A 25,942-nucleotide genomic window follows, 5' to 3' on the forward strand; every position below is an offset into this window, starting at 1 on the left:
AATACTCGACAAAAGATATTTCACTAATAACCTATTCAGCAGTGAAACGAACTCCGTTGGAGGAAGTCGCCATGAATCTGCAGCACGAACTGAATCGCCCCCAACCGTTTCGCTGCTTGGACCAAGAAGTGTTGCTGAATTTCCTCCGCATCGGTGACCAACTTGAGAACCGATTTTCGCGACTGTTTCGCGAGCATGGTTTGACGCTGTCGCGTTTCAACATCCTCCGCAGTCTCGCCTTGGCAGAACGCTCGCTGACCTGCGGCGAGATTGGCGAACAGATGATCCAGGTTGTGCCCGCGGTCACATCGCTCGTCGACCACCTGTGCTCGCAAAAGCTGGTTGAGCGGAAACGTTGCACAGAAGATCGCCGGGTGGTGCATGTGACGATCACCCCGAAAGGCAAACAACTGGTGGACGACACCATGCAGCCCTTGAAAGAGATGGAAGATCGGATGCTGCAGCACCTCAGCAAGGCGGACAAAAGCCAGCTTTTGCAATTGCTCAATCAAACTCGCGAATCGATCTCGCATCTCGACGACTGACTTCGCTCGAACCTTCCCCCCATTCATCCTGGCCGCTCCGCCCCGACTGCTCGGAGACGCCACGCCCTCGAATCACCCTCCCATTTCCGGACCCCTCTGAACCATGACACCTCCTCCTCACAACCTCAACTTCCTTGGGAAGCTTGCTCTCGGAGCTGGCATCGGTGGGATGTTGCTCGCTGTCACTGGGTGTGGCAATGCCCCGAGCGGCCCTCCCGCAATGCCCAAGCCGACTGTGACCGTGGCCCAACCGATCTCGAAAAAGATCGTTGAATGGGACGCCTACACCGGTCGGATGGAAGCGGTTGATTTGGTGGAGGTCCGCGCACGAGTGGACGGGTACCTGCAGTCAGTCCACTTTGACGAGGGACAAATCGTTGAGAAAAACGATCTCTTGTTCATCGTCGACCCGCGTCCCTACGAAGCAGAATTGGCGGCGGCACAAGCGAAACTTCAACAATCCGAATCGCAACTGAAACAGGCCAAGGCGATGACGGAAGTCGCCCGCGCCAACCTGTTGCAATCCGAAGCTCAACTGAATCTCGCCGATGTTCGGTACAAACGAACGCAACGGTTGGTGGAACGCAACGCATCCTCCCAAGACGAACTGGATGACCGTGAAGCTGAGTTCCTCAAAGCGAAAGCCGACGTCGAAGGCGTCCGCGCCAGTCTGAACTCTTCCGAAGCCGCGATCGCCACCGCGCAGGCCGAGATCGAAGTCGCCAAGGCTGGCGTTGACACCGCCGAACTGAATCTTCAATACACTCGCATTCGTGCCCCGATCACGGGACGCATCAGCCGCAAGTATGTGACCGAGGGCAACTTGATCGCAGGTGGAACGGCGACCTCTTCGCTGCTGACAACCATCGCGTCGGTGCAGCCGATCTACTGTGTGTTTGACGCCACCGAACAAGACGTGCTGAAGTATTCCCGCTTGGCCAAATCGGGTGAACGCGAAAGTTCGCGTGTGGCCAAGAACCCCGTGTATCTCGGCCTGATGGACGAAGAGGGTTTCCTGCACCAGGGACACATGGACTTCGTCGACAACCGCTTTGATGTCAACACCGCCAGCATGCGTGCTCGAAGCGTGTTTGCCAACGAAGATGAACTGTTGCTGCCCGGCATGTTCGCTCGCATCCGGATCCCCGGCAGTGCTCCGCACGATGCGGTGCTGATCCCTGACTCGGCGATTGGCACCGATCAATCGTCTCAGTACGTGTACGTGGTCGTCGATGGCGTGATCAAACGACAAACCATCACGAGCGGCCCCATCATCGATGGCCTGCGAGTCATTCGTGAGGGCTTGGATGGCACCGAATCGTTGGTGATCAAAGGCCTGATGCAGTCTCGTCCCGATGCCGAGGTGAACACCATCGACGGAACGATCGAGGTCATCGAAGACGGATTGCCTGACGAGTATCTCCCCGTTCCCAAAGAGGAATGGATTTCGCCCGCCCCCACCGCGGTTCCCATCGCGGATCGCAGGACGGAGGTGACACGATGAAGTTCCCTCACTTCTTTATCGAACGCCCCATCTTTGCGTCGGTGCTGTCATTTCTGATCGTGCTGGTCGGTGGGATCGTGTATTTCACACTCCCGGTATCACAGTACCCCAGCGTCGCGCCGCCAACCATTTTGGTTCGGGCCAGTTACCCCGGGGCGACCCCCGAAGTCATCGCTGACACCGTGGCGACGCCGATCGAACAAGAGATGAACGGCGTCGATGACATGCTGTACATGGAATCGTCGTCCAGCTCGGACGGCACCATGCAGTTGACCGTGACGTTCAAATTGGGCACGGACCTCGATGATGCCCAGGTGTTGGTGCAGAACCGCGTCGCGATTGCCGAATCTCGTTTGCCGGAACAAGTCCGCCAAATCGGTGTGACAACGACCAAACAAATCCCAGACATGTTGATGGTGGTTCACCTGAACTCGCCGGACGGCAGTCGCGATCAGCTGTACATCAGCAACTACGCGTTCCTTCGAGTTCGCGATGCCTTGATGCGATTGGATGGAGTCGGCGAGATCCGAATCGCCGGCGGCAACGAATACGCCATGCGCATCTGGTTGGACATCGAAAAGATGACCCACGTCGATTTGACTGCGGGTGAAATTGTCGATGCCATCCAAGCCCAGAACATCCAAGTCGCGGCGGGTGTGATCGGCCAACCACCGACCGATGAAACAGGTGATTTCCAACTCAATGTCACCACGCAGGGTCGCTTGATTCGCGAAGACGAGTTTGGCGACATCATTGTCAAACGAGGTGACGATGGACGCATCACACGTCTTCGTGATGTTGCCCGGATTGAACTGGGTGCTCAAGACTATTCACGTTTGAGCTATCTCGATGGCAAACCCGCCGTCGCAGTGCTGGTCTATCAACGTCCCGGCACCAACGCGGTCGACACCGCGGCGGCAGTCAAACGAATCATGAGTGAGATGAGCGAGGAATTCCCTCAGGGAATCGGGTTCGAGATCGCTTACAACCCGACCGACTACGTCGAGGACTCGATTTCGGAAGTGTTCGAAACACTGTTCATCACCACGATCTTTGTGGTGTTGACCGTGTTCCTGTTTTTGCACGGTTGGCGTCCGACGATCATCCCTGTGATCGCGATTCCAATTTCTTTGATCGGCACCTTCGCCGTGATGCAGTTCCTGGGGGTGACCCTGAACACGTTGTCTCTGTTTGGATTGGTGCTCGCGATTGGGATTGTGGTCGATGACGCGATTGTGGTGGTCGAGAATGTCGAGCGATTGATTGCCGAAGGCATGACCGCTCGGGAGGCGACCCACAAAGCGATGGACGAAGTTGGCTCCGCTCTGATCGCGACAACCCTGGTGTTGATTGCCGTGTTTGTTCCCACGGTGTTTGTGCCCGGGATCAGCGGTCGGTTTTACCAACAATTCGCGTTGACCATCTCGATCTCCACCGCGATCTCGACCTTTGTTTCGCTGACACTCAGCCCAGCGCTGTGTGCGTTGTTGCTGCGTCCCAAAGACGCGCCGAAGAATCGAATGGGCAAAGTCGTTGACTTCCTGTTCGGCTGGTTCTTTCGTTTGTTCAATCGAACGTTTGATGCGACCAGCAACATTTACGCGTCAATCGTGGGACATTTGATCAAAAGGAGCGGTTTCGCGCTGGTGCTGTATGTGGGCCTGTTGGTTCTCACTGGATTCAGTTTCAGCCTGGTGCCGACCGGCTTCATTCCGGACCAGGACCAAGGCTACGTGATCGTTGCGATCAACTTGCCCGATGGTGCGTCGCTGGCACGAACCGACCGCGTGACGCGGCGAGTGGCAGAGATCGGAAAGCAGATCGACGGTGTGAAGCACGCCGTTGGAATCGCGGGTCTCTCCGGGGCCACGTTCTCGATCAAACCCAACGCGGCGGTGACATTCTTGCCGTTGGAAGACGCCAAAGAGCGAGCCAAACGAGGGCGTGGGGTGAATGCGATCGTCGCGGACATGCGCCGAGAAGTGGCAGCCATCAACGAAGCCCAGATCTTGATCATCCCGCCACCCCCGATTCGTGGGATTGGCCGTGGGGGAGGTTTCAAGATGTATGTCCAAGACCGCAGCGGTGCGGGACTGGATTCACTCAACCAAGTCACCCAGACAATGCTTGCCGAAGCCAACCAACAACCTGGCGTCACGCAAGTCTTCTCGAACCTGCGAATGGATGTGCCTCAGGTCTACGCGGACGTGGACCGGACCAAAGCACAGATGCTGGACATCCCTGTCAACCGAGTCTTCGAAGCGTTGCAGGTCTACTTGGGGTCGGTGTACATCAACGACTTCAACTTCCTGGGCCGCACCTACCGGGTCACCGCGCAAGCTGAACCCAAGTTTCGCGATGAGGCGGCCGACATCTCCCGGATTCGGACTCGTAGCGATCGAGGAGCCTCCGTGGCACTGGGCTCGGTCGTCAACATCACCAAAACCGCTGGCCCGGACCGACTGGTCCGATTCAACCTGTTTCCTGCTGCCGACCTCAACGGAACCACTGTTCCTGGTTTCAGCACCGGGCAATCTCTGGCGACGATGGAACAATTGGCCGATCTGAATCTGCCCCCGGGCTTTGGCTATGAATGGACCGAAATCGCCTTCCAGGAAAAACAAGCTGGCAACACGATTGTGTTCTTGTTCCCCTTGGCGGTCCTATTTGTGTTCTTGGCACTCGCCGCTCAATACGAAAGTTGGTTGCTGCCACTGGCCATCATCTTGATTGTGCCGCTGTGTCTGCTGTTCGCCCTGACCGGTGTTTGGTTCCGTGGGATGGACAACAACGTCCTGACACAGATTGGTTTCATCGTGTTGATTGGACTGGCGTGCAAGAACGCCATTCTGATCGTCGAATTTGCCAAGGCGGAAGAGGACGCTGGTAAAAACCGCTTTGAAGCTGCCATCGCGGCTTGCCGGTTGCGTTTGCGTCCGATCCTGATGACGGCGTTTTCGTTCATCCTGGGTGTGGTGCCGTTGCTGGTGGCCACGGGCGCTGGATTTGAAATGCGACGTGTGCTGGGCACCGCCGTGTTCGCAGGCATGTTGGGAGTCACGATCTTTGGTTTGTTTTTGACACCTGTGTTCTACGTTTTGCTGCGACGTTTCGCGAAACGCAAAGAGCCGGAAACAACACCTGAAGGCACTTGATCCGTTGGCTCGAAGGAGCCAGATTTCTTCTCGAAGTGTCTGGCTTGCATCGGAAGTCAAAAAGAAACCGGACAGCTCGCATCAACACTGCTAAGTTCCTTGGCAGTGGTGCGCGGGCTTTCCGGGTTTTCGTTTGGTTCCTTAGACTGAACGTCCGGTAGGAACCAGACCGACGACTTCCGATCCTCCCAACTCCTCTTTCCGATCCAATCATGTTCAGCATTGAAACTCTCATCCTGCTCGCCGGGAGTTTGCTGCTACTAGGAATCGCGTCGAACAAATTTTCGGCGAGGATGGGTGTCCCCGTGTTGGTGGTTTTCTTGGCCATCGGAATGCTGGCAGGATCCGAAGGCATCGGGGGAATCGAATTTGAGAACTACACGCTGGCCCATGGTTTTGCCACCGCCGCGCTGTGCTTGATTCTGTTCAATGGCGGGATCGGAACGCCCTACGCGGCCTTTCAATCGGCCTGGAAACCGGCCTCCTTGTTGGCCACGGTGGGGGTTGTGGTGACGGCTGGGATCACCGGATTGGCTGCGTCTTGGATCCTGGGCCTGAGCTGGACGCAGGGGTTGCTGCTGGGCAGCATTGTGGGTTCGACCGACGCTTCGGTCGTGTTTTCGGTGCTTCGCGGAGGTGGCGTTCACATTCGGCCCAGGTTGGCGAACACCCTGGAAGTCGAAAGCGGTTCCAACGACCCCATGGCGATCTTCTTGACCGTCGGTTTGATTGAGGTCCTGACCGGACAGACGCCGCTTGGGTTTGGCCTGGTCACGCTGTTTCTGAATCAAGCCGTCGTCGGCACCGGCATGGGGCTGGCGGTGGGCTGGGTCGGTGCCTGGTTGCTGCAGAACATCCGATTGGAAGCAGCGGGTTTGTATCCCGTGATGGCCACCGCATTGGGACTGTTCTCATTCGGCATGGCCTCCGAACTGGGCGGCAGCGGGTTCTTGGCCGTCTATCTGACCGGCGTCGTGATTGGCAATCGAAGGCCTGTTTTCCTTCGAGGCATCGTCTTGTTCCACGACGCACTGGCGTGGATGTGCCAGATCCTGATGTTCACGGCGCTTGGCATTTTGTCCTTTCCCAGTCGTCTGTGGGACGTCACCGTCCCGGCGATTTTGATCGCCTCGGTGTTGATCTTTGTGGCCCGCCCCATCGCCGTGTTTTTGTGCGGGATGCCATTTCGATTCTCGACTCGCGAGTTGACGTTTTTGTCTTGGGTGGGACTCAAAGGCGCGGTGCCCATCACCCTGGCCACGTTCCCGATGATGGCGGGACTGCCTGCCGCCTCGATCATCTTCGACACCGTCTTCTTCGTCGTTTTGGTTTCAGCACTGGTGCAAGGCTGGACCCTCCCTGCGGTCGCTCGCGTCTTGAAACTGGAAGTGCCCAAGCACCAAAAGACGCCCGTGACGCTCGAGATCAGCTCGCTTCAGAACGTCGACGGAGACATTGTCGACTACTTCATCGAACAGGATTCACGGGCCTCAGGATGCTTGATCAAAGACTTGGCGCTGCCCGATGGCGTGGTCATTGCGTTGATTGTGCGGAACGAGCAAACGGTGCTGCCTCAAGGTCGATCGCAGTTGAAACCCGGGGATCACGTGGTCGTCGTGCTACGGCCGAGCATCCGTGCGATGGTCGACCGCGTGTTTGCCCCCACCCGTGCCCACACCACCGATCTGCCGCCGGAACTGGAATTTCCACTGCGAGGTTCGATCAAAGTGCGTGAATTGGAGCAGTTTTACGAGCTAAAACTGGCCGACGACGGGGACCTGACGATTGATGAGTTGGTTCGATCGCATTTTAAAAAAGATGAAATGAAGATTGGCGCAGCGGTCCAAATTGACAAAATTGTCCTTCATTTACGAGAATTGTCATCCGATGGAAAAGTTCAGTACGTAGGAATGTCGATCCTTCCAGAACCGGAGTGAACGATCGATTCGTCCTTGTCGGCATCCGGCTTGCCACTAGAATAAAACCACCGATTGAGGGAGCCTTCCGGTTTCCCTCGCTTTCGATCTCAACCAATCCAAACTGCAGTTTGAATATTTCTCCACGTCACTTCGATCTGGGTCGCGGCAGCCGCATGATGTCCTTCATCATGCTGTTTTTGCTTGCATTCCCGACGCTGGGGATTTCCACCACGGTTTCCCGCTCGCTGCTGGGGAACGGTCGACAAACCGAAACGGAAGAAATTGAAGAACGCGTCCCGTGCTCCCCGCACCGACGTGTCCAAGAACTTCGGTCGCCTCAGGGCGGATTTGTTCTCCCACCAGAACTCTTGTCGGGCCGGAACCTGGTTCCTCGAACGCGCCCCATTCTTTCCGCAATCGACGGTCATCGAATCGCCAACGGACTGCTTGCACCGATGCGGTGCTAGGCCACCGGTACGTCCAACCGTTTCGTCTTTGAACTCTTGCGAAGCACCTCCACCGGAACGATTGTTCCTGGAAAACCTTCGTGATCGCCAGTCGTTTTTCTGCGGACGCGTTCCGCACCCACTGAGCGATCAGCTGCGCGGATGCAGCGCAAGTGTTCGACCCTCCTGATTCGCCTTTTTCGCATGCACAACGACGTCTTCGTTCTGCCGAGGATCCCTTTATGTCGACCTCCGAAGCTCCAACTCCGACCAGCATTTTCTCTCCCAGTACCATCCTGCAAGATCTCATTGCGGGTTTGGTTGTCTTCCTCGTCGCGCTGCCACTTTGTCTAGGCATCGCCCTGGCTTCAGGCGCCGATCTCTTCTCCGGGCTGCTCGCTGGAATCGTCGGCGGCTTGGTGGTCGCGGTCATCAGCGGTTCGCATACCAGTGTCAGTGGCCCCGCAGCCGGCTTGACCGCGATCGTGGCCGCCCAAATCGCGTTGCTCGGCTCCTTCGAAGCTTTTCTGTTGGCCGTGCTGATCGCGGGCGTCATTCAGATTGGCTTTGGGATCGCGCGGGGCGGTGCATTGTCCGCCTTCTTCCCCTCCAGTGTGATCAAAGGATTGCTGGTCGCGATCGGTGTGATCCTGATTCTGAAGCAGATCCCTCACATCTTCGGTCACGACACCGATCCTGAAGGTGAGATGTCGTTTATCCAGCCCGACCAAGAGAACACGTTTTCTGAGCTGCTGACGATCTTCGCCGGAGAAATTCACGTCGGGGCGATGGTGATCGGACTTCTATCGATTGCCATTCTGCTTCTCTGGGAACGCATCCCAGTGTTGAAAAAATCCCTGGTTCCCGCCCCGCTGATCGTGGTGATCGCGGGAGTGTTGATCAACCTCGGTTTCACCAACATGGGACAAGACTGGTCCGTCAGCGGATCGCACCTGGTTCAGATCCCAATCGCACAAAGCTTCTCCGAGTTTTTCGGCTTCCTCCGACTGCCAGACTTTAGCCGAGCATTTGATCCGGCAATTTACATCGCCGCTGTCACGATTGCCGTGGTCGCGTCTTTGGAAACACTGCTGAACCTGGAAGCCGTCGACAAGCTCGACAAAGCCAAGCGGGACTCACCGCCCAGTCGCGAATTGATCGCACAGGGTTGCGGCAACATGGTCTGCGGTTTGATTGGTGGGCTTCCCATCACCTCGGTGGTCGTCCGTGGTTCGGTCAACGTTGGCGCCGGTTCGAAAACGAAAATGTCAGCGATCTTCCACGGTGCGTTGATCTTGATCAGCGTTGCGTTCTTGCCAACCCTGATGAACAAGATTCCGCTGTCCGCCTTGGCGGCGATCCTGTTGGTGACCGGGTTCAAATTGGCCAGCCCCACGATTTTCAAACAGATGTGGAAGGAAGGTCGTTATCAATTCACGCCGTTCATTATCACGGTCATTGCCATTGTCGTGACGGACTTGTTGATCGGCATTCTGATCGGCTTGGCAATCAGCATTTTGTTCATTCTCAACAGCAACCTGCGTCGCCCGATTCGACGGATTGTGGAAACGCAAGTCGATGGCGATGTCACTCACATCGAGCTTTCCAACCAAGTCAGCTTTCTCAATCGCGCCGCCTTGGACCGTGTCCTCAACGAAACGAGCCCCGGCAGCAAACTCGTGATCGACGCCTCTCGCTCGGATTACATCGATCCCGACGTGCTGAGTCTGATTCGAGACTTCAAAGAAAACGTGGCCCCGCCCCGAAACATTTCGGTCAACCTGGCTGGCTTCCGGCAGAAGTATCAACTCAGCGAGGTCAAGGAATTCGCCGAATTCACGTCGCGTGAACTGCAAGAGAAGGTCACCTCCGACCAAGTCATCAAGATCCTTCGAAACGGAAACCGTCGCTTTGCTGACGGCACTCGCCTGAATCGCGACTTGGGACGGCAGGTCAATGCGACCGCGGCGGGACAAAGCCCGCTGGCGGCCGTCCTGAGCTGCATCGATTCGCGGGTGCCAACGGAGCTGGTTTTTGACCTCGGCGTGGGGGACATTTTCAGTGTGCGAGTGGCCGGGAATGTCATTGGCACCAAATCGCTGGGCAGCCTCGAATACGCCGTCGGCGTCGCCGGTGTGAAGCTGGTCGCGGTGCTGGGACACACACGTTGTGGAGCAGTGACCTCTTCCGTCGAACTCATCGCCGCCGACCAAGGCGCCGAAGCCGCGACGGGTTGCCAGCATTTGCAGTCAATCGTCGATGAGATCGCGCCATGCGTCCCCAGTGACGCCTCCGAAGCGGTCAAAAATCTTCCTGAGGGGGCGTTGGAGCAATACGTTGACAAGGTTGCTGAAGCCAACGTCATTCACACCGTCGACGAAATTCTGAAAAGAAGCCGCATCATTCGCGAAGCGGTGCAAGACGGACGTGTGAAGGTGATCGGTGCGTTGTATGATGTGAAGACCGGCCACACCAAGTTCCTCGGGGACGGCGGTTCAGAGCTTGCATCCGAGTCAGCGTCGGGTCCTCCGGCAGAAGTGGCTGGGTAACGCTTCTCGCGAAGGTTGTCACACGACCTGCTCGTGCGAAGAATCTGGGCGTGAACTTGACGTTCACGCCCATTCATCCCACCCATGCGCCAGCTCATGCCGACTCCCTTCAGTGAAGAACGCGCCGAACAGATCTCGCGGCACCTCAAGCTGCTCACGTTTCTGTTCGTGATTGTTCCGATTGTGTTGCTGGTGATTTTCATCGAGTTTCGCTTTCGCTCGATCGAAGAGAACCTGCCCCTTCAGTCCCCCAGCGTTCGCGACGAAGCGAGACTCGAACTGGACACGATGCCGTGGCATCCTGTCACCGGCCAGCGGCTCTATGTGCCCGCGTACTCCCACGTTTACCACCAAAAGGGTGATCCGTATTTCCTGACGGTCACGCTGAACGTTCGCAACACCGACGTTGACAACGAGATCGTGATCACGTCCGTCCGGTACTATGACACCAGCGGAAAAGAGATCCGGTCTTTGCTTCAAAAACCGCTGCAACTCGCACCTCTCGCGGCCACCGAGTTCGTCATCCAACGCGATGACAAAACGGGAGGCAGCGGCGCCAGTTTCCTGGTTGAATGGCAAGCGGGGACGGAGGTCAATCAGCCGATTGTGGAGACCGTGATGGTCGACACCAGCAACACACAAGGCATCTCATTCACCGCCTCGGCCGTTGCAATCAGCGGGAACCTTCCGGCAACCAAAGGGCTGCCAGAATCGGGGGAATGACCCCCCGTTGCTGGATGGGAAAATGCTGGCTGCCTGTCGTTTCGATCGCCCAGCCTTCTTCCCGGAGTGGAGGCTTGGTTTAAGATGTTGTCCCCATTCCCACCACTCCAAGAAACGAGTGATTCGGACAAGCACTGCTGCAGTGCTCACACTGGATTCCACCGCGTTTCGCCCCACCTCCCCATCCGCAACCTGAACCGGTTGCTCACGATGGGCCCAATCGTCGAGGTCATCCATGAAGCTTCGCTTGCACAGATTGCGATCCGCCTGCCTGGTCATGTTGGCGATCGCCCCCTCCCTCTCGCCCGTCTCAGCGAGCGAGCAAGCGGCGAATCGGGCCCCCGTCAAGCTGATCCTGGACACAGACATGTCGGGCGACTGCGACGACGCAGGAGCACTCGCACTGTTGCATGCCTTGGCTGATCGCGGCGAATGCGAACTCCTGGCTGTGGTCACCAATCGTCGCGATCTGACAAACGCTTCCGCCGCTGCCGTCGATGCGATCAACACGTACTACGGCCGAGGTGAGATCCCGATCGGCACCGACAAAACGGGGCCGACGGCATTTCAACGATTCAGCCCTTACACCACGGCGTTGCGAGACGAATTCGATCACAACATGCTCCCTGACTCGGAAGCTGCTGACGCGCTCGACGTGTATCGACAAGCCTTGAGAACCGCAGCGGATCGGAGCGTCACCATTTGCAGTGTTGGAGCGTTTTCCAATCTCGCTGAATTGATTCGCGAGGAACCCGAACTGATTCGCACCAAAGTCAAAAGCTTGGTGGTGATGGGAGGACATTTCCCACAATCCAACCGGCGTGAAGCCAACATTGCCACCCACGTCGAAGCAGCCCGATTGGTGGCGGAGCGTTGGCCAGGCGAAATCATCTGGCACGGTTTCGAAGTGGGCGAACGATTGGTGACCGGTGCCAGACTCAAGTCCACTCCCCAAACCAACCCTGTTCGCCGCGCGTATGAACTGCGCCCGATGCCAGGCAACAAGATGTCGATCGACGCCGGAAAACCGAGCTACGACCAAGCGGCCGCGCTGTTTGCCGTTCGCGGTGCGGAACCCAAGGTCTGGCAAGTCATCCCAGACGGGCGAGTTGACATCGACGATCGGGGCATCACTGCTTGGACACCAGGATCACCTCGTGCTCCATCAGCGACTCACTCCTACGTCAAAATTGCCTCCTCTCCCCAGCAATTGGCTCGCCAGATTGAGAACCTGATGGTTGCCCCTCCCAGGCAATCAGCCCAGTCGGCTGGTTCCGCTGAATAAATCGACGGGGCTTTCGACTGGCGAGTGGTTGCCCGCGAACACGTTTCTCGGCTCGTGGACGCGTAAATTCTCGGTGAACAATCCCTCGGTTTACCGCCTTTTGAGCAGGTGAGCTCATTATTCACCTGCGAAAACGATCTCATTTCCTTCAAGCTGTGCGGCGTGTCATTTCTGGCATCGCCACAAGGGACGGTTGATCGATTTGAATTCGCCTCCCATAACCTACTCAGCCCGCAGCAGGCTCCCCTGGAACGAGCGATTGCGAATCCCACGGGCGCTCTCATCCCTTGAGCCATCGCTCTGCACACCACACGGTTCCCCCCCATGAGTTTTTCGAACGAGAGCGCGGTGGAACACGCTCTGGACGAAGCGGTGTCCGATGAAATGACCACCGCGGGCAACCACACACCCATCCTCCAGTGGATATCGGTTGCTGTGCTGGTCTACTTTTTGATCTGTGCGGTGGGATTGATCGGCACCGGGTTCAAGACAGCGACCGGAAACGAAGCCAAAGAGATGTTTGCGTTTGCGACCAATCCTTTCGCAGGCCTGGTTGTCGGCACGGTCGCGACGGCGTTGATCCAGTCCTCCTCGACAGTCACATCCATCATCGTCGGGTTGGTTGCCGGCGGATTGCCCGTCTCCGTCGCGGTTCCGATGGTGATGGGAGCCAACATTGGCACCTCGATCACAAACACGATCGTGTCACTCGGCCACGTTCGCGAGAAGAAGGAGTTTGCTCGCGCCTTTGCCGCAGCAACGGTTCACGACTTCTTCAACCTGCTGTCGGTGGTGATCTTTCTGCCGCTGGAAATGATGTTTGGATTTCTGGAGAGACTGGGCAGCATCTTGGCCGGTCTGTTCGTGGTCGAGAACGCATCGATGAAGGGACTGAACTTCGTCAAAGCCTCCACCGCCCCAGTCGTGGAAAGCGCCAAGCACTCGGTCGAAAGCCTGTCCGACGGACTGGGTGGTTTGATCTTGATCGTGGTCGGCATCGTGATGATCTTCCTAACAATTCACTATGTCGGCAAACTACTCAAACAATTGATGGCTGGGCGTGCCAAAGAGATCATGCACGCTGCGATTGGCAAAGGTCCTCTTTCGGGGATCGCATCAGGAACACTCGTCACCGTGCTCGTTCAATCCTCTTCCACCACCACTTCGTTGATGGTCCCGCTGGCCGGCTCCGGTGCGTTTGGATTGAAGCAGATCTACCCGTTCACACTGGGTGCCAACATTGGCACCTGCATCACAGCACTGCTGGCGGCGACCGCCGCGGATGGCAACCAAGCGGCAGCGTTGCAAATCGCTTTCATTCACTTGACTTACAACGTGCTGGGAGTCCTGGTGATCTACGGGGTCCCGTTCCTTCGCTATCTACCGGTTCGCGCCGCCGAATGGCTGGGCGCGACCGCCGCGGACAACAAGCTGATTGCGTTGGGCTACATCGTTGGTGTGTTCTTTCTCATCCCCGGACTTTGCCTGGGCATCTCCGGCATACTTTGAAAGGAACCTCGGTGACAGAATTCAAACACTACTCGACACAGACGATCCGCAACCTAATCGAGGACACCGAAACGACGCTGAATCAACTGAAAGCAGAAATGCAACGTCGTGAAGAAGCTGAACAAGAGGTCCAGATCGAAGGTCTCGAAAAACACCTGAAGAATGCCGAGTTCTCGTTGCAATCGATTCGCGAATTCTTGGCGTTCCTGGTGGAAGAACACCGCCAGGAGAAATGACTTCCTCGATCGACTCCCGCAACACGGCAGTCAAACAAAAAACTCGAACCGACTTCAAATGAAATCGATCCGAGCCAGCTGGAATGGACTCCAGGACATGTTGAGTTCCGTGACGACTAGCGTGCAGGCTTGTCCGCGCGATCAGGTCGGTCAGCACGATCGGGACGGTCAGCACGATCGGGACGGTCAGCGCGTTCAGGTCGATCTGGGCGTGAAGGACGCTCAGCGCCTTCAGGATGATCGCCACGACGATGCTCGTGTCCTTCGGACGAGTGCGGTCGTTGCCCCGGCCCACGACGCATGGCTTGCAGTTGCTCTTCGCTCAGGATCTCTTTGAGCTCCGCGTCCACTTTGGCTTGCAACTTGGCAATCGCTTCGCGTTGCTCGTCGTTCAGGCCCATGTGGTCTTGCACGAACGCCGGCAAGACTTTGCCGATTTCTGGAGGTCCGCCCGGTCCACGATGACCTTGCGTCTCACCGTCGCGCGGTGGTCCTCCGGCACCTTGTCCCGGTCCGTGTCCATGCTCTCCCTCGCCGCGGGGTCCACGATCGCCTCCTCCACGCGGGCCGCGGTCGCCCTCGCCACGAGGTCCGCGATCGCCATCAGCATCCATGGGGCCTCGTCGAGGACCGTCTTCCCGGCCACGACCTTCACCTCGCGGTCCACGTTCTCCTTCACCACGCGGGCCGCGGTCACCTTCGCCCCGCGGGCCACGGTCTCGTTCCCCGCGGGGTCCACGTTCACCATCGCCACGTTGGCGACGGCTGATCATCGCTTCGAGTTCATCACGAGTCACGACGCCGTCTTCATTTTTGTCGGCTCGTGTGAACAGAGACTTCAACTGCGAATCACCGACCTCCTCTGTGGTCAGCTTGCCGTCTTCGTCTTTGTCCAATCGCATCACGCGATCAATGGGAGAGCGTTGTGCTCGCTCGGCACCGGGACGCCCCGGACCACGGCCTTCGCGATCGCCGGGCGGTTGGGCCACCGCGGTACACATGCCAGCACAGGTCAGAAAAACGAACGAAAATTGGGTCAATGCCTTCATCGCAGAGGCCTCCAGTGGTGTGGGGTTAAGTCGCAGGACTGCGATCAAACTCTCGATCACATGCTGCTAAAGAGTCAGTTGCGACTCCTCCCAACAACCGCCAAACAAAACTTTGATTTTGAGACGAAACGCCGCGACTGGCTGGTTTGGCTGCCGGTCATTCCCCGGAAGAGTTGAGGTCGGGCGTTCCAAAGCAATCTCAATACTCGCCTTGGATGACCTCTCGGCCGGCTCGAGTTCCCAAGGCGTGCCAGATCGAGAGCTCCACTGACTCAGTGACGGAAGTGACACTCCCGTCCACTTTGGCGACTTGCACCAATCCCACGTGATAGCTGCGAGACGTGATCATCGCGTAGGTCGGGCTTCCACTTTGGCCGTTCTTGCCCTCTTGCCACGAACTGAAATCCATTTCCTCGTAAACCTGCCCACCGGTCTCGAAATGCACCTCACTGTTGGGTGGCAAAGTCACTGTGAATCCGGTGTGGTGAACGCGCCCATCAGGCCACTCCGTATGCCCCGTGTTTTTGAACTGAGCACCGCTGGCGACAACCAATTCAGCTTCCGCCTGATTGGCGGGGATGGCCGTGTCGGCTGGCCCACCGTTGCGCTGATAGGGCGTCCAAGCTTTCACCTCCCCGGTCAGCAACGTGTGGCTGCTTCCGTCCAAGCAATCCCGAAAGCTGTAGAACTGGTTGGGAGCGAACATCCCGTCACCCGCTTTCTGAGTCGTGGGGTCGAACACAAACCATCGGCCAAAATTGAATCCGTAAGTGGTTGGATACAGGGTCGGCCGGCCATCGCTGAACGTGCGTTCTTGATCCGTTCCCGGATCACTCGGACAGGCGTAAGTTGGAATCTTCAGACCGTCGATGGCAGCTTGATTGTCCCAGGCCAACGAGAGATCAACGTTTTCGAAAACATTGCCTTGTTCCAGAAATGGCAAAATCCGCCCGTGCACTCCCCAAGAACCATTGTTGCCGGTTGAAGTCACGCTCAGATCGACCAACGCCGAAGGAGGAAATCGCTTGTAGGCACTTTGGTAGTTGTGGACGGATAACGCGATCTGTTTCAGATTGTTGCTGCACTGCATCCGACGAGCGGCTTCCCGAGCGGACTGCACGGCTGGCAGCAGCAGACCGACCAACACGCCGATGATCGCAATGACCACCAACAATTCAACCAGTGTGAATGCGGAGCGAGCTGCAGAACGATTCTTCATCGAGCGATTCCTTCGTGGGGAGAGCCTCATCCCAGAGGCCCCCGAATGGCGATTGCGTGCGGGTCAATCAGGTTCAGAACGAAAAACTTAAAAGCACTCGCTGTGCCACTCACCCAAAGTGTGTGAAAACACCACCATGATGATCCGAATGCCTTGTTTCAGCCAATGCCGCGGCGGGTCTTTCGCCACCGGCGGCGGATTTTTCGTCTCGGACATCCAAATAGAATGAGTCCCGTGACATCTCCTCCCCTCCGATCGCTGCGACTTCGCCTGCTCACCCCCATCATCGCCACCGCGCTGATGGCCGCGGTGCTGGTGGCGATCGCTTCGTATTGGCTGGGAAGCCAGCGGGCGATGAAGGATCTGGAGCAACGGTTCTCCGCGATCCAATCGACACTCTCCGATTCCAACTTCCCGCTCAACTCGATGGTCTTGGAATCTCTTGCGGATCTGACCCGCACACAACTGGTTGGGTTGAGTGACAGCGGTCGCATCACGTCGTCCACGCTTCGACTGGACGAAGCCGCCCGAACATCGTTCCGTGACTACATGGAGAGCCAATGCCCGCTTCCAGAGTCGCTGATCCCCAACGACGATCAGCTCCGCTTTCGGGTCTTCGCCTTTCGAACCGTCGGCAGTCAACTCCGTCAGGACCGAGTTGCGGCGGTTGCGGTTCTGTTTGAAGACGAACAGTTCAACGTCAATCGTCGGCAAGCCGCGATCCTTCCGCTCGCCACCGGGTTGTCGACGATTGTCGCTCTCAGCTCGTTGACGTTCTGGCTGACGTCGCGGTTGATTCGCCGAATCAGCAAACTGCAACGTCGAGTCGAAGCGGTGGCCAACGGCGACTTTGATTCGGCCGTCTCGGACGACGTCCGCGATGAAGAAGTGCCCGACGAAATTGGGCGTCTGGGCGGAGCGGTTGACTCAATGGCTCAACAACTCAAACAACTTTGGAATCAAATCAATCGCCAGCAAAGCGAAAAGCTGCTGCACCAAATCGCTGGCGGCATGGCGCATCAACTGCGAAACAGCTTGACCGGGGCTCGCATGGCCGTGGAACTGCACGCACAAGAATGCCAAGCCACCGATGACGAAGGCATCCGCGTTGCAATCCACCAAATCGAGTTGTCTGAAGATTACGTTCGTCGATTGCTGCTGGTCGCCTCCGGACGCCAAGACGAAGATCGCCCGACCGAGGTGCAAACCTGCTTCGATGACGTCCGTACCAGCCTTTCTCCGATTGCGAAACATTTGCGAGTGAACATGCAGTGGGATCTGGACGATGACCTTCGGCAACGGAGAATCCAAGATGGCCCGACATGGGTGGCGGCGGTGACCAACTTGATTCACAACGCGATTCAGGCAGGTGACGAAGTCGACGTTTCCCTGCAACAACTGCACGAGAACATCCTTCGAGTCACCGTCGCTGACAACGGTGCCGGAGTTCCCGAGGAAGTGGCTGGCACTCTCTTCGAACCCTTCGTGACTTCCAAACCTGAAGGCATGGGGTTGGGGCTTCCCGTCGTTCAGCGATCCGCCGAGTACTTGGGCGGGTCGGTGCGATGGCGACGTGAAAACGAACGAACCATTTTTGAGTTGGACACGCAATTGCTTGGAACGTGTGCCCACCAAGACGAACCACAGTGATTGAAATGACCACAGCACAAACCATCCTCGTTGTTGATGACGAACCGTCCATTTGCTGGGCACTGGAAAAGATGCTCACCAGCGAAGGGCATCAGGTCATCACGGGTTCCAGCGCCGAGGAAGGCTTGCGGCTGGCATCCCAAAACGACATTTCGATGGTGATCCTCGATGTGCGTCTTCCCAAAGAAGATGGCATCTCGGCATTGCCAAAATTCTTGGAAGCGACTGACAACGCTCCGGTCATCATCATCACCGCCTTCGGTGACTTAGAAACCGCCGTGGCAGCGGTCAAGAATGGAGCCACGGACTACCTGACCAAACCATTCAAACTGGAAGACGCCCTGCGGACCTGCCGCACTGCACTGCAAAAATCGTCCCGGCGAACCGCCCCCGCCGCGACTCAGCCGATGGACATCGATCCATCGGTGTTGGTTGGCACGTCGCCCGCGATGCAGCAAGTTTTCCGGCAGATCGCCTTGGTCGCCGACAGCGATCTGTCCGTGCTGATCACAGGTGAAACCGGCACAGGGAAGGAACTCGTCGCCGCAGCGATCCATCGCCACAGTCGCCGCGCCGACGGACCCTACATCCCGATCGCCCCCGTTGCACTGAATCCCGATTTGATCGAAAGCGAACTGTTTGGTCACGTCAAAGGAGCCTTCACCGGCGCCAGCGACGACCGCGCTGGATTGTTCGAACGCGCCGAAGGCGGAACCGTGTTGCTGGATGAAATCGGCGACTTGCCACTGGGCACGCAGGTCAAGCTGCTACGCGTGCTCGAACAAGGTCAGTACTGCCGCGTGGGCGACGTCAAACCGCGAACCGCCAACGTTCGCATCCTCGCCGCCACAAACAGTGACCTGCACGAAGACGTCGCCACCAACGCGTTTCGCGAAGATTTGTTTCACCGACTGACTGGCGTGCAGATTCATCTTCCGCCGTTGAGAGATCGTGTGGAAGACATTGGCCCGCTTTGCCGTCATTTCCTCTCGGCGATGAAATACGCCGACATCGATTCCGCGGTGGATCACGAGTTACTCGAACAGCTTCATTCGCGACCCTGGCACGGCAACATCCGAGAACTGAAGAACGCGGTGGGGCACGCCGCCGTGGTCAGTCGAGGCCGCAAACTCACGATCGATGATTTCCCTGCCCCCAAACCCGGACGGGAAACGCAAACGACATCCCCCGTTTTGGCCATGGAAAAATCCATTCGAATCTGGTCCGAGAACGCAATCGAGGCCCACCCTGACTCGATGACCTTGCACAGTGATTTCCTTGCCGCCACGGAACCGACGCTATTGCGAACGGTGATGAAGCACACCGGAGGCAACCGCGCCAAGGCGGCTGAACTGTTGGGCATCCATCGCGGCACGCTCCGTGATCGCATGAAAGCCTACGGCATCGACGACCAGTGAAGTCAATGGCCAGCGAAGTCAACGGCGCGAAGCAACGACCAAGCAAAGCGGATCGTTCACCCGTGGCCTCCGCGTCCGGCTTGTAGCAATCCAAGCGGTTCAGCTCGCCCAATTCGCACGATGGGCCACAAACCCGCCAACAAGCAGAGCCCGATCGTCATCGCGAATCCGATCGCCAGGTGCGCCCAGGGGATGAGGAAGTTCGGCGGCCCAGCAAACCAACCGACATACTGAGCCATGCCAACGCCGCACCATCCCGCTATCAATCCGAAGATCAGACTCAGCACACAGGCACCGACCGCGATCAAAACCGTTTCCGCAATGACCAACCGCACCAGTTGACCTCGGGTCACGCCAATCGACCGCATGATGCCAAATTCCCAAGCCCTCGATCGCACCGAGGCGATGACTGTGTTGGCGATGGCCAACGACATGATCGCCAGCGTGATCAACGGCAGATAACTCATTCCCCAAATCATGCCGTCGGCGCGAAGCTGGATCGCCTTGCGAACATTCTCCGAGGCCGTCATCCGGGCGAATGGTCGGTACGCTTTCACGCTTCCCAAACCGCTTGCCACGAAGGTTTCTCCCGACTTCTGTTCAGCAATCGATTGCAAATCCACTTCCATTGCCGCCAAATCGGCACCCTCCTCGAAGTCCATCCAAACGAACTCCGTTCGATGCAGATGAAAGTCTCGTTGCACATCATCGCGACCTACAAACACCACCGTCGCTGTTCGCACAAAGTGCCGTCTCACTCCAGAAAACTTGGTCACCCAGTGCCAACCGGGCAACGACACGACACCGGCGATTCGATAGGTCACGCGTTCATCTTCGGCCGTTGGCGGTGTGAAGCTCAGCTCATCGCCGACGCTCAACCCCGTGCTCATCTGAAAGTCTTCGGAGATCAAACACGCACCGCCGCCCTGCAATGCCTCCGTCGCAGAAACGCGGTCGCCTTCCACAAACTCAAACGTCAAGAACGGATCCTCCCTGGCAAACGCCATCGCAGGATCGATTCCAAACAAGACCGCGTTGTCGCGTTGCACTCGGGAAGGTGGCTCCTCAGCGCCCCAATCAAATCGAGCTTGTTCGACCGCCAGTGGCATCAGCCGATCGGACCGAATCCCCGACACGTCTCGAACATCTTCGATGCCCTCTTCATCCAATCCAACCGGATGAAATGCAACCAACGCATCTGGCAACCAATCTCCCGGGGTGAACGGTTTCAACATGGAATATCCCCAGGTCTGAGTCGATGCATAAAGCCCCAAACCAATTGACAGAGCCAAGGTCGCCCCCACAGTCCGCCACAGATGGGTCGACAATTGCGTTTTCATCATCCGGGTGTCCAGCCCCAGCGAACGAGTCACCCAGGGGCCGATCGCGAATTCACTCACAACCACGATCGCGGGTGCCAGACAAATCATGCCCACCAGCAACGTGGGATAGGTCAGAAATCCATACGCCCACGCCCGCCATTGATCCGACATCGGAATCGCAAAAACCAGCAGGGGTGTCATTGCGGAGAGCAGTGCTCCGATGACTCCCAGAACCACCCAGGATTGGATGCCCGGTGTGGACAACTTGGATGTCATCGCTTCCAGCGGTTCGATCCGCGTGGCTCGCCAAGCGGGAACGATTGCGGCCCCCAGTGCACCGACCAACACGGTCACGCCCGACAACACAATGCATCCCCACCCCAACACCGCATCGGTCCCGAACCACCCCGGCACGAGTTGGCTGCCGACGACCAACATCGCGTAACCGGCGAGCAATCCGCCGACCCAACCAACCAAGGCGAGCAAGACACTTTCGACCGCGATGATCATCGCGATTTGCCCCCGCGTCAGCGCGACCGCTCGCAACATCGCGAATTCACGGGTGCGTTCACTGACACCCATGCTGAGCGTTGAAAAAATGATGAAGATCGCCGCCAACGTTGCCATTCCGGTCGCCGCCCAAGCCTGAGATTGCTGGCCTGACACGGTTCGATTCGACTCCATCCCCGCCCGCACCGCTTCGAAGTCGATCAACTGCATCGCAGGTCGTCCGCTGACCAGGCGGTCGTCCCAAGCCTCACGAAACTGCTGAATCGTGACCGTGTCCCGAATCGCAACTTGCAACACCTGAGGCCTGGAGGCATACCCATTGATCCACTCCGCCAGTTCAGGGCGGACATAAATCGCGTTTGCCGCGATCCCTGGTGAAAAGTTCTTGGGCATCCCCAACACCGTTTGATTCGTTTCGCTGTTTGAATCGTTCGATTCCAGCTTGTCTCGTTTGGGCCTCTCGTTTCGCTTCCCGTTTCGCTTCTCAGACGGTGATCCGCCACGACCTGGCGGTGACAAAGAGGGTGCCTGCGGGGCTTGCTCGACGATGCCGACGACCGTCAGTTGAACTTCATTGGCCAAGGAAATCAGCTTCAAGCCATCGCCCACGGACAAGTTCTTTTCCTTCGCGACCAACTCACCGATCACGATCTCCTTTGCCTTGCCATCTTCGCTCAACCAACGACCTTGCAACAATTCATAAGGAGGCTCGATCGCGGGCGTGCTGACCAAAGTCGGGTCCAATGGCGGTGCTCCGTTCACCGGTGGACGTGCTCCCACCACGAAGTCAAGTGATGACTTCTCGTCTTCCGCATGACGATCGATTGGAATGACCGTGACCCGAGATTGGCTGACTGGATTGACCTCCAACACACCGGCATCGTGTTTCAGCTCGTCCACCAAAGAATCCTGAATCGGCGGCGTCTCTGAACCCGGTGGCCCTGACTGGGGCATGATCAGCAGATCGTAACGCCCCAAGTACTTCTCGCTGTTTTCATCAAACTGCGACACCAGCGCGTCGTAGCCACTGACCACCCAAACCACTGCACAGGTCGACGCCATGATCCCCACGGTGGTGATGACCGCACGTCCAGGATTCAGACGCATCTGTGCGGCAACGAACTTGATCAAAAAGCGAAGTGAATTCATGAAGGTTGCAACGCCAGGGTGGGTGGATCGATTTCGAAGGTCCGGCAATTGCAATCACTGGGCCAACGCGAGTTCGCTGGCGAAACTCGAACTTCGGAAGCCTTCCGCCACTTGATGCCGATGGAATTTTCGCCACCGACGACGAATCCGACATCGTCACCTTGAGCTCGACCGCAACGTCGATTCGCCTTGTCGATTCACTTTGTCGATCCGCACCTTCGAATCAAGCGTCCTTCGCCAGTGAACTGGGCAGTGAACTTCATCAACCACGCTCCAAGGAGCCAGCCTTCCGATGCCACCAATCTCGCCACTGATGTCTTTGTCTGAAACCGCTCGTCCGACGACTGCAACGGTCCAGTCCATCTCCAAAACCTATCGCCAAGGCAGTCGCTCCGTTGATGCCTTACGCAACGTCAGCCTCCATGTCGAAGTTGGATCCTTCCTCGCGGTCATGGGAGCCAGCGGGTCGGGCAAGAGCACGTTGCTGCATCTGATGAGCGGGTTGACTCGGCCCACGACGGGGGCGGTTTTGATCGAAGGCCAGAACATCGCCGACCTCTCCGACCACGAACTCACCTGCTTTCGACGACGGCGGATCGGATTGGTCTTCCAAGCCTTCAACCTGGTGCCGTCTCTATCGGCGCGAGACAACATTCTATTCCCGCTTTATGCCGCCGGAGAAAGCTTGGCTGACGAATCCGAACTGATCGAACTCGCTCAACAACTTGGCATCCAGGATCGCCTGCAGCATCGTCCCGATGCACTCAGCGGGGGCGAACAGCAACGCGTCGCGATTGCACGTTCGCTGATCACCAATCCAGCCATCCTTTTCGCAGATGAACCCACTGGCAGCTTGGATTCCGTGACCGGCGATTCGATCTGCAGGCTGTTGCGAGACCTCTGCGATCAACAACAACGGACCATCGTGATGGTCACTCACGAGCCCAGCGTGGCGATTTGGGCGGACAGTGTGGTCGTCCTGAAAGACGGCGAGATCGTGCAACAGTTCGCCACCAACACCTGCACGGACGCCCAGACCCTGGCCGCAAAGTATCAACAAATCGTGTCCCATTCAGAGCCCGCCACAGCTTCGATTCAGGAACGTCGGACGCTGGAAAACCGCGAGATGAATGGGCCGACCACCCGTCCAACCAGAAAATAAGCTCAAAAATCACCCTCATCTTCCCCGTTCCCCTTGCAAATCCCCGGATCAACCAGCACCATATTGCGACTGACTCGCAATAGCAGAATCAGTCAACGCAGCCAGCCACGGGTTCTCCCCTCCAGCCAGCCACGTTCGCTTCGCTCCCTGTTCGGACATCACCATCGTGGTGAGTCATGAATCCATGGAGCAGATCCGTTCCACGTGTGCCTTTGGCAGGAGACTTCAATGCCTCGTTCGCTCTCTCTCGTACCGACTCGCTGCGCCCAAGTGAAGTGCAGCCGTCCCGAGTGTTCCCCGCCTCTGCGTTCCCCAAAATTAGGTTTCACTTTGGTGGAACTGCTGGTTGTGATCGCCATCATCGGCGTGTTGGTGGGCCTGCTGTTGCCGGCCGTCCAAGCCGCTCGCGAAGCCGCCCGGTCGATGCAGTGCAGCAACAACCTCAAGCAAATCGGCTTGGCCACTCACAACTACGCGTCCACCTACTCGGGTGCGTTTCCAAACAATGGATTCAGCGGTCCAACCTATCCCAACGACTTCTCGGCTCATGCGAAACTGTTGCCGTTTTTAGAGCAAGCCCAACTGCAAGATCTGATCAACTTCAGCATCCCGATGGGTCACCCGGCCACACAAGATTTACCGGTCGAACTGCGTGAGGCGGCACAAACTCGCGTGCAAGCCTACGAGTGCCCAAGCGACATTGGAGCGGAGCTCCACAGCCTGACCATGCCATCGGGTGCCAGCATTCAAATTGCCGGGACCAGTTACAGCATGAACCAAGGCAGCGGCCAAGACGGTGTCTTCCACCCCGGCAACGGCACGCCTTCGGATGGCATGTGCTGGGTGAACGCCAAACTGAAATTCCGGGACATCTTGGACGGAACCTCCCACACGATTCTGTTTGCCGAAACCACCATCGGCTCCGGAATCGACGTCGCCACCGTCACTCCCAAAATGGATTTCCGCACCCACCGCGCGTCGGTCAGTTCCATCGCCGCAACAGTCTTGGATGCGGCGTCTCAGAATCAATACGCTGGGGTGGAAGCGGTCACCAACAGTTGGGACGGCAGTCGCAACCACTACTGGTTGCGTGGCTCGGTTCCGGATGGCGCCGTGATGAATGGTTTCTTGACACCAAACAGTCTCATCCCTGACCTCAGCTACCGCTCGTCGAAGATCACGGGTCCTCGCAGTTATCATACGGGGTTCGTCAAAGTCCTGATGGCCGATGGCAGCGTTCAAAACGTGACCGACTCGGTCGAACAAGAACTCTGGCGTGCGAGCTGGACACGGATGGGACGCGAGGTCGAGACCCTTTCGTCCCACTGATTCCTCGCATGACACTTCTGACATTCCAATGAGCAATGACTCCGCTGACACACCTCCCGGTCCAACGGTTCGCAAGAGAGGCTTTTCGCCGACTCTGCTGCGGTTGGTGGTGCAGTGGCACTGGACCAGCTCAGCGGTTTGTTTGATCGGGATGCTGGGGTTTGCGATCACCGGCATCACGCTGAACCACGCTTCGCAAATCGAAACCGAACCGCAACACGAATCGGTCATCGATGATTTACCGCCGGAGCTTGTGACCTTGCTCGTGAATCCGGCAGAGGAAGAGTCAGCCGCCTTGCCACCAGAATTGGCTGAGTGGTTGACCGCACAAACCGGCAAGTCGATCGGAAGCCGAAAGGCGGATTGGTCCGAAGATGAAGTTTACCTATCGATGCCCGGCCCCGGTTCGGATGCGTGGCTGGCCATTGATCGCGAGACCGGTGAATTTGAATTTGAATCGACAAAGCGTGGTTGGATTTCCTACTTCAACGATTTGCACAAGGGACGCAATACAGGTGCAGCCTGGAAATGGTTCCTGGATCTTTTCGCGATTGCCACCTTGGTGTTTTGTCTCACGGGTTTGCTGTTGTTGGTGGAACATGCTCGACGTCGAAAAATGACCTGGCCGCTGGTCGGACTGGGGTTGTTCCTTCCATTCTTGCTCGCTGTTTTGTTGATTCACTGAACACTTTCCTTCCCTTTGAAAACACGACTTCCCTACTATGCTGAACCGAATTGCGTTGATGCTCGGCATCACAATGCTTGGCGTTTGCCAGACAACCGCTGAAGACTGGCAAGCCACCGTCGAAATCCCACGGTTGAACGTTTCGGAATACCACCGGCCCTATGTGGCGATCTGGATCCAAGACGAAAACCGGAAGTGCGTCGCGAACCTGGCCGTTTGGTACCAACTGACCAAATCCGGAGAAGGCGAAGGCACCAAATGGTTGCCAGACCTTCGTCAGTGGTGGCGTCGTTCAGGACGCTCCTTGCAAATGCCCGTGGATGGCGTCTCCAGCGCGACACGTCCCGCCGGCAAGCACGAGTTGGCATTTGATGATGCCAACCAACGGTTCTCCAAATTGCCCGCCGGCAAGTACAGCCTGATGGTCGAAGCTTCGCGAGAAGTCGGTGGCCGCGAAGTCTTGGAACTGCCCTTTGAATGGCCTTCCCAAACAACTCAGAAACTAAAAGCCGCTGGCAAAGAAGAACTCGGCGCAATCACGTTTGTCATTCCACCCTCCCAATGAACTCCCTTTCAAA

The 25,942-nt window shown here is 57.3% G+C and carries 18 protein-coding genes; 15 read left to right on the plus strand and 3 right to left on the minus strand.

What is annotated here, in order from left to right:
- Positions 1-71 precede the first annotated feature (71 nt).
- The 9 genes from PSR62_RS01455 to PSR62_RS01495 all read left to right on the plus strand — a co-directional run bounded on the left by PSR62_RS01455 (position 72) and on the right by PSR62_RS01495 (position 13,871).
- Positions 72-545, plus strand: a complete 474-nt coding sequence (locus PSR62_RS01455; RefSeq protein WP_274406065.1) for a MarR family winged helix-turn-helix transcriptional regulator — start codon at positions 72-74, stop codon at positions 543-545.
- A gap of 103 nt (positions 546-648) precedes the next feature.
- Positions 649-2,049: an efflux RND transporter periplasmic adaptor subunit gene (locus PSR62_RS01460; RefSeq protein ID WP_274406066.1), complete on the plus strand. Its 1,401-nt coding sequence runs from the start codon at positions 649-651 to the stop codon at positions 2,047-2,049.
- Complete coding sequence (locus tag PSR62_RS01465) at positions 2,046-5,204, plus strand: efflux RND transporter permease subunit (RefSeq protein ID WP_274406067.1); 3,159 nt, start codon at positions 2,046-2,048, stop codon at positions 5,202-5,204. The genes PSR62_RS01460 and PSR62_RS01465 overlap by 4 nt, the downstream gene beginning before the upstream one ends.
- A 212-nt stretch (positions 5,205-5,416) precedes the next feature.
- Positions 5,417-7,141, plus strand: a complete 1,725-nt coding sequence (locus tag PSR62_RS01470; RefSeq protein WP_274406068.1) for a potassium/proton antiporter — start codon at positions 5,417-5,419, stop codon at positions 7,139-7,141.
- Between the two features lie 670 nt (positions 7,142-7,811).
- Positions 7,812-10,118 carry a SulP family inorganic anion transporter gene (locus PSR62_RS01475; RefSeq protein WP_274406069.1) on the plus strand — a complete coding sequence of 769 codons (2,307 nt, stop codon included), beginning with the start codon at positions 7,812-7,814 and terminating at the stop codon, positions 10,116-10,118.
- 96 nt (positions 10,119-10,214) lie between these two features.
- Complete coding sequence (locus tag PSR62_RS01480; protein WP_338020267.1) at positions 10,215-10,841, plus strand: DUF3124 domain-containing protein; 627 nt, start codon at positions 10,215-10,217, stop codon at positions 10,839-10,841.
- Between the two features lie 235 nt (positions 10,842-11,076).
- Positions 11,077-12,126: a nucleoside hydrolase gene (locus PSR62_RS01485; protein ID WP_274406071.1), complete on the plus strand. Its 1,050-nt coding sequence runs from the start codon at positions 11,077-11,079 to the stop codon at positions 12,124-12,126.
- Positions 12,127-12,474: 348 nt separating this feature from the next.
- The gene (locus tag PSR62_RS01490; RefSeq protein WP_338020268.1) at positions 12,475-13,635 is read left to right on the plus strand and encodes a Na/Pi symporter; all 1,161 of its coding nucleotides are present in this window, start codon (positions 12,475-12,477) and stop codon (positions 13,633-13,635) included.
- 11 nt (positions 13,636-13,646) lie between these two features.
- Positions 13,647-13,871, plus strand: a complete 225-nt coding sequence (locus PSR62_RS01495) for a hypothetical protein (protein ID WP_274406073.1) — start codon at positions 13,647-13,649, stop codon at positions 13,869-13,871.
- Positions 13,872-13,987: 116 nt separating this feature from the next.
- Here the strand turns inward: PSR62_RS01495 and PSR62_RS01500 are convergent, their stop codons facing one another.
- Both PSR62_RS01500 and PSR62_RS01505 read right to left on the minus strand, forming a co-directional pair.
- On the minus strand, positions 13,988-14,920 hold the full coding sequence (locus tag PSR62_RS01500; RefSeq protein ID WP_274406074.1) for an EF-hand domain-containing protein: 933 nt from the start codon (positions 14,918-14,920) through the stop codon (positions 13,988-13,990).
- A gap of 199 nt (positions 14,921-15,119) precedes the next feature.
- Positions 15,120-16,139: a DUF1559 family PulG-like putative transporter gene (locus PSR62_RS01505; protein ID WP_274406075.1), complete on the minus strand. Its 1,020-nt coding sequence runs from the start codon at positions 16,137-16,139 to the stop codon at positions 15,120-15,122.
- Between the two features lie 225 nt (positions 16,140-16,364).
- Here PSR62_RS01505 and PSR62_RS01510 point away from each other — a divergent pair, with 225 nt between their 5' ends.
- Positions 16,365-17,789, plus strand: a complete 1,425-nt coding sequence (locus PSR62_RS01510) for a sensor histidine kinase (protein ID WP_274406076.1) — start codon at positions 16,365-16,367, stop codon at positions 17,787-17,789.
- A 5-nt stretch (positions 17,790-17,794) separates the two neighbouring features.
- On the plus strand, positions 17,795-19,207 hold the full coding sequence (locus PSR62_RS01515; RefSeq protein WP_274406077.1) for a sigma-54-dependent transcriptional regulator: 1,413 nt from the start codon (positions 17,795-17,797) through the stop codon (positions 19,205-19,207).
- A gap of 56 nt (positions 19,208-19,263) precedes the next feature.
- On the opposite strand, the gene PSR62_RS01520 is transcribed toward PSR62_RS01515, so the two are convergent.
- Positions 19,264-22,188, minus strand: a complete 2,925-nt coding sequence (locus tag PSR62_RS01520) for an ABC transporter permease (RefSeq protein WP_274406078.1) — start codon at positions 22,186-22,188, stop codon at positions 19,264-19,266.
- 313 nt (positions 22,189-22,501) lie between these two features.
- Here PSR62_RS01520 and PSR62_RS01525 point away from each other — a divergent pair, with 313 nt between their 5' ends.
- The 4 genes from PSR62_RS01525 to PSR62_RS01540 all read left to right on the plus strand — a co-directional run bounded on the left by PSR62_RS01525 (position 22,502) and on the right by PSR62_RS01540 (position 25,929).
- Entirely contained in the window at positions 22,502-23,350 is an 849-nt protein-coding gene (locus tag PSR62_RS01525; protein WP_274406079.1) for an ABC transporter ATP-binding protein, read from the plus strand.
- A 228-nt stretch (positions 23,351-23,578) separates the two neighbouring features.
- The gene (locus PSR62_RS01530; RefSeq protein WP_274406080.1) at positions 23,579-24,679 is read left to right on the plus strand and encodes a DUF1559 domain-containing protein; all 1,101 of its coding nucleotides are present in this window, start codon (positions 23,579-23,581) and stop codon (positions 24,677-24,679) included.
- A gap of 28 nt (positions 24,680-24,707) precedes the next feature.
- Positions 24,708-25,364 carry a PepSY-associated TM helix domain-containing protein gene (locus PSR62_RS01535; protein ID WP_274406081.1) on the plus strand — a complete coding sequence of 219 codons (657 nt, stop codon included), beginning with the start codon at positions 24,708-24,710 and terminating at the stop codon, positions 25,362-25,364.
- Positions 25,365-25,401: 37 nt separating this feature from the next.
- Positions 25,402-25,929, plus strand: coding sequence for a DUF2271 domain-containing protein (locus PSR62_RS01540; protein ID WP_274406082.1), 528 nt, complete (start codon positions 25,402-25,404; stop codon positions 25,927-25,929).
- The last annotated feature ends 13 nt before the right edge of the window (positions 25,930-25,942 follow it).

It is taken from the genome of Rhodopirellula sp. P2, from assembly GCF_028768465.1.
Taxonomy (GTDB): Bacteria; Planctomycetota; Planctomycetia; order Pirellulales; family Pirellulaceae; genus Rhodopirellula.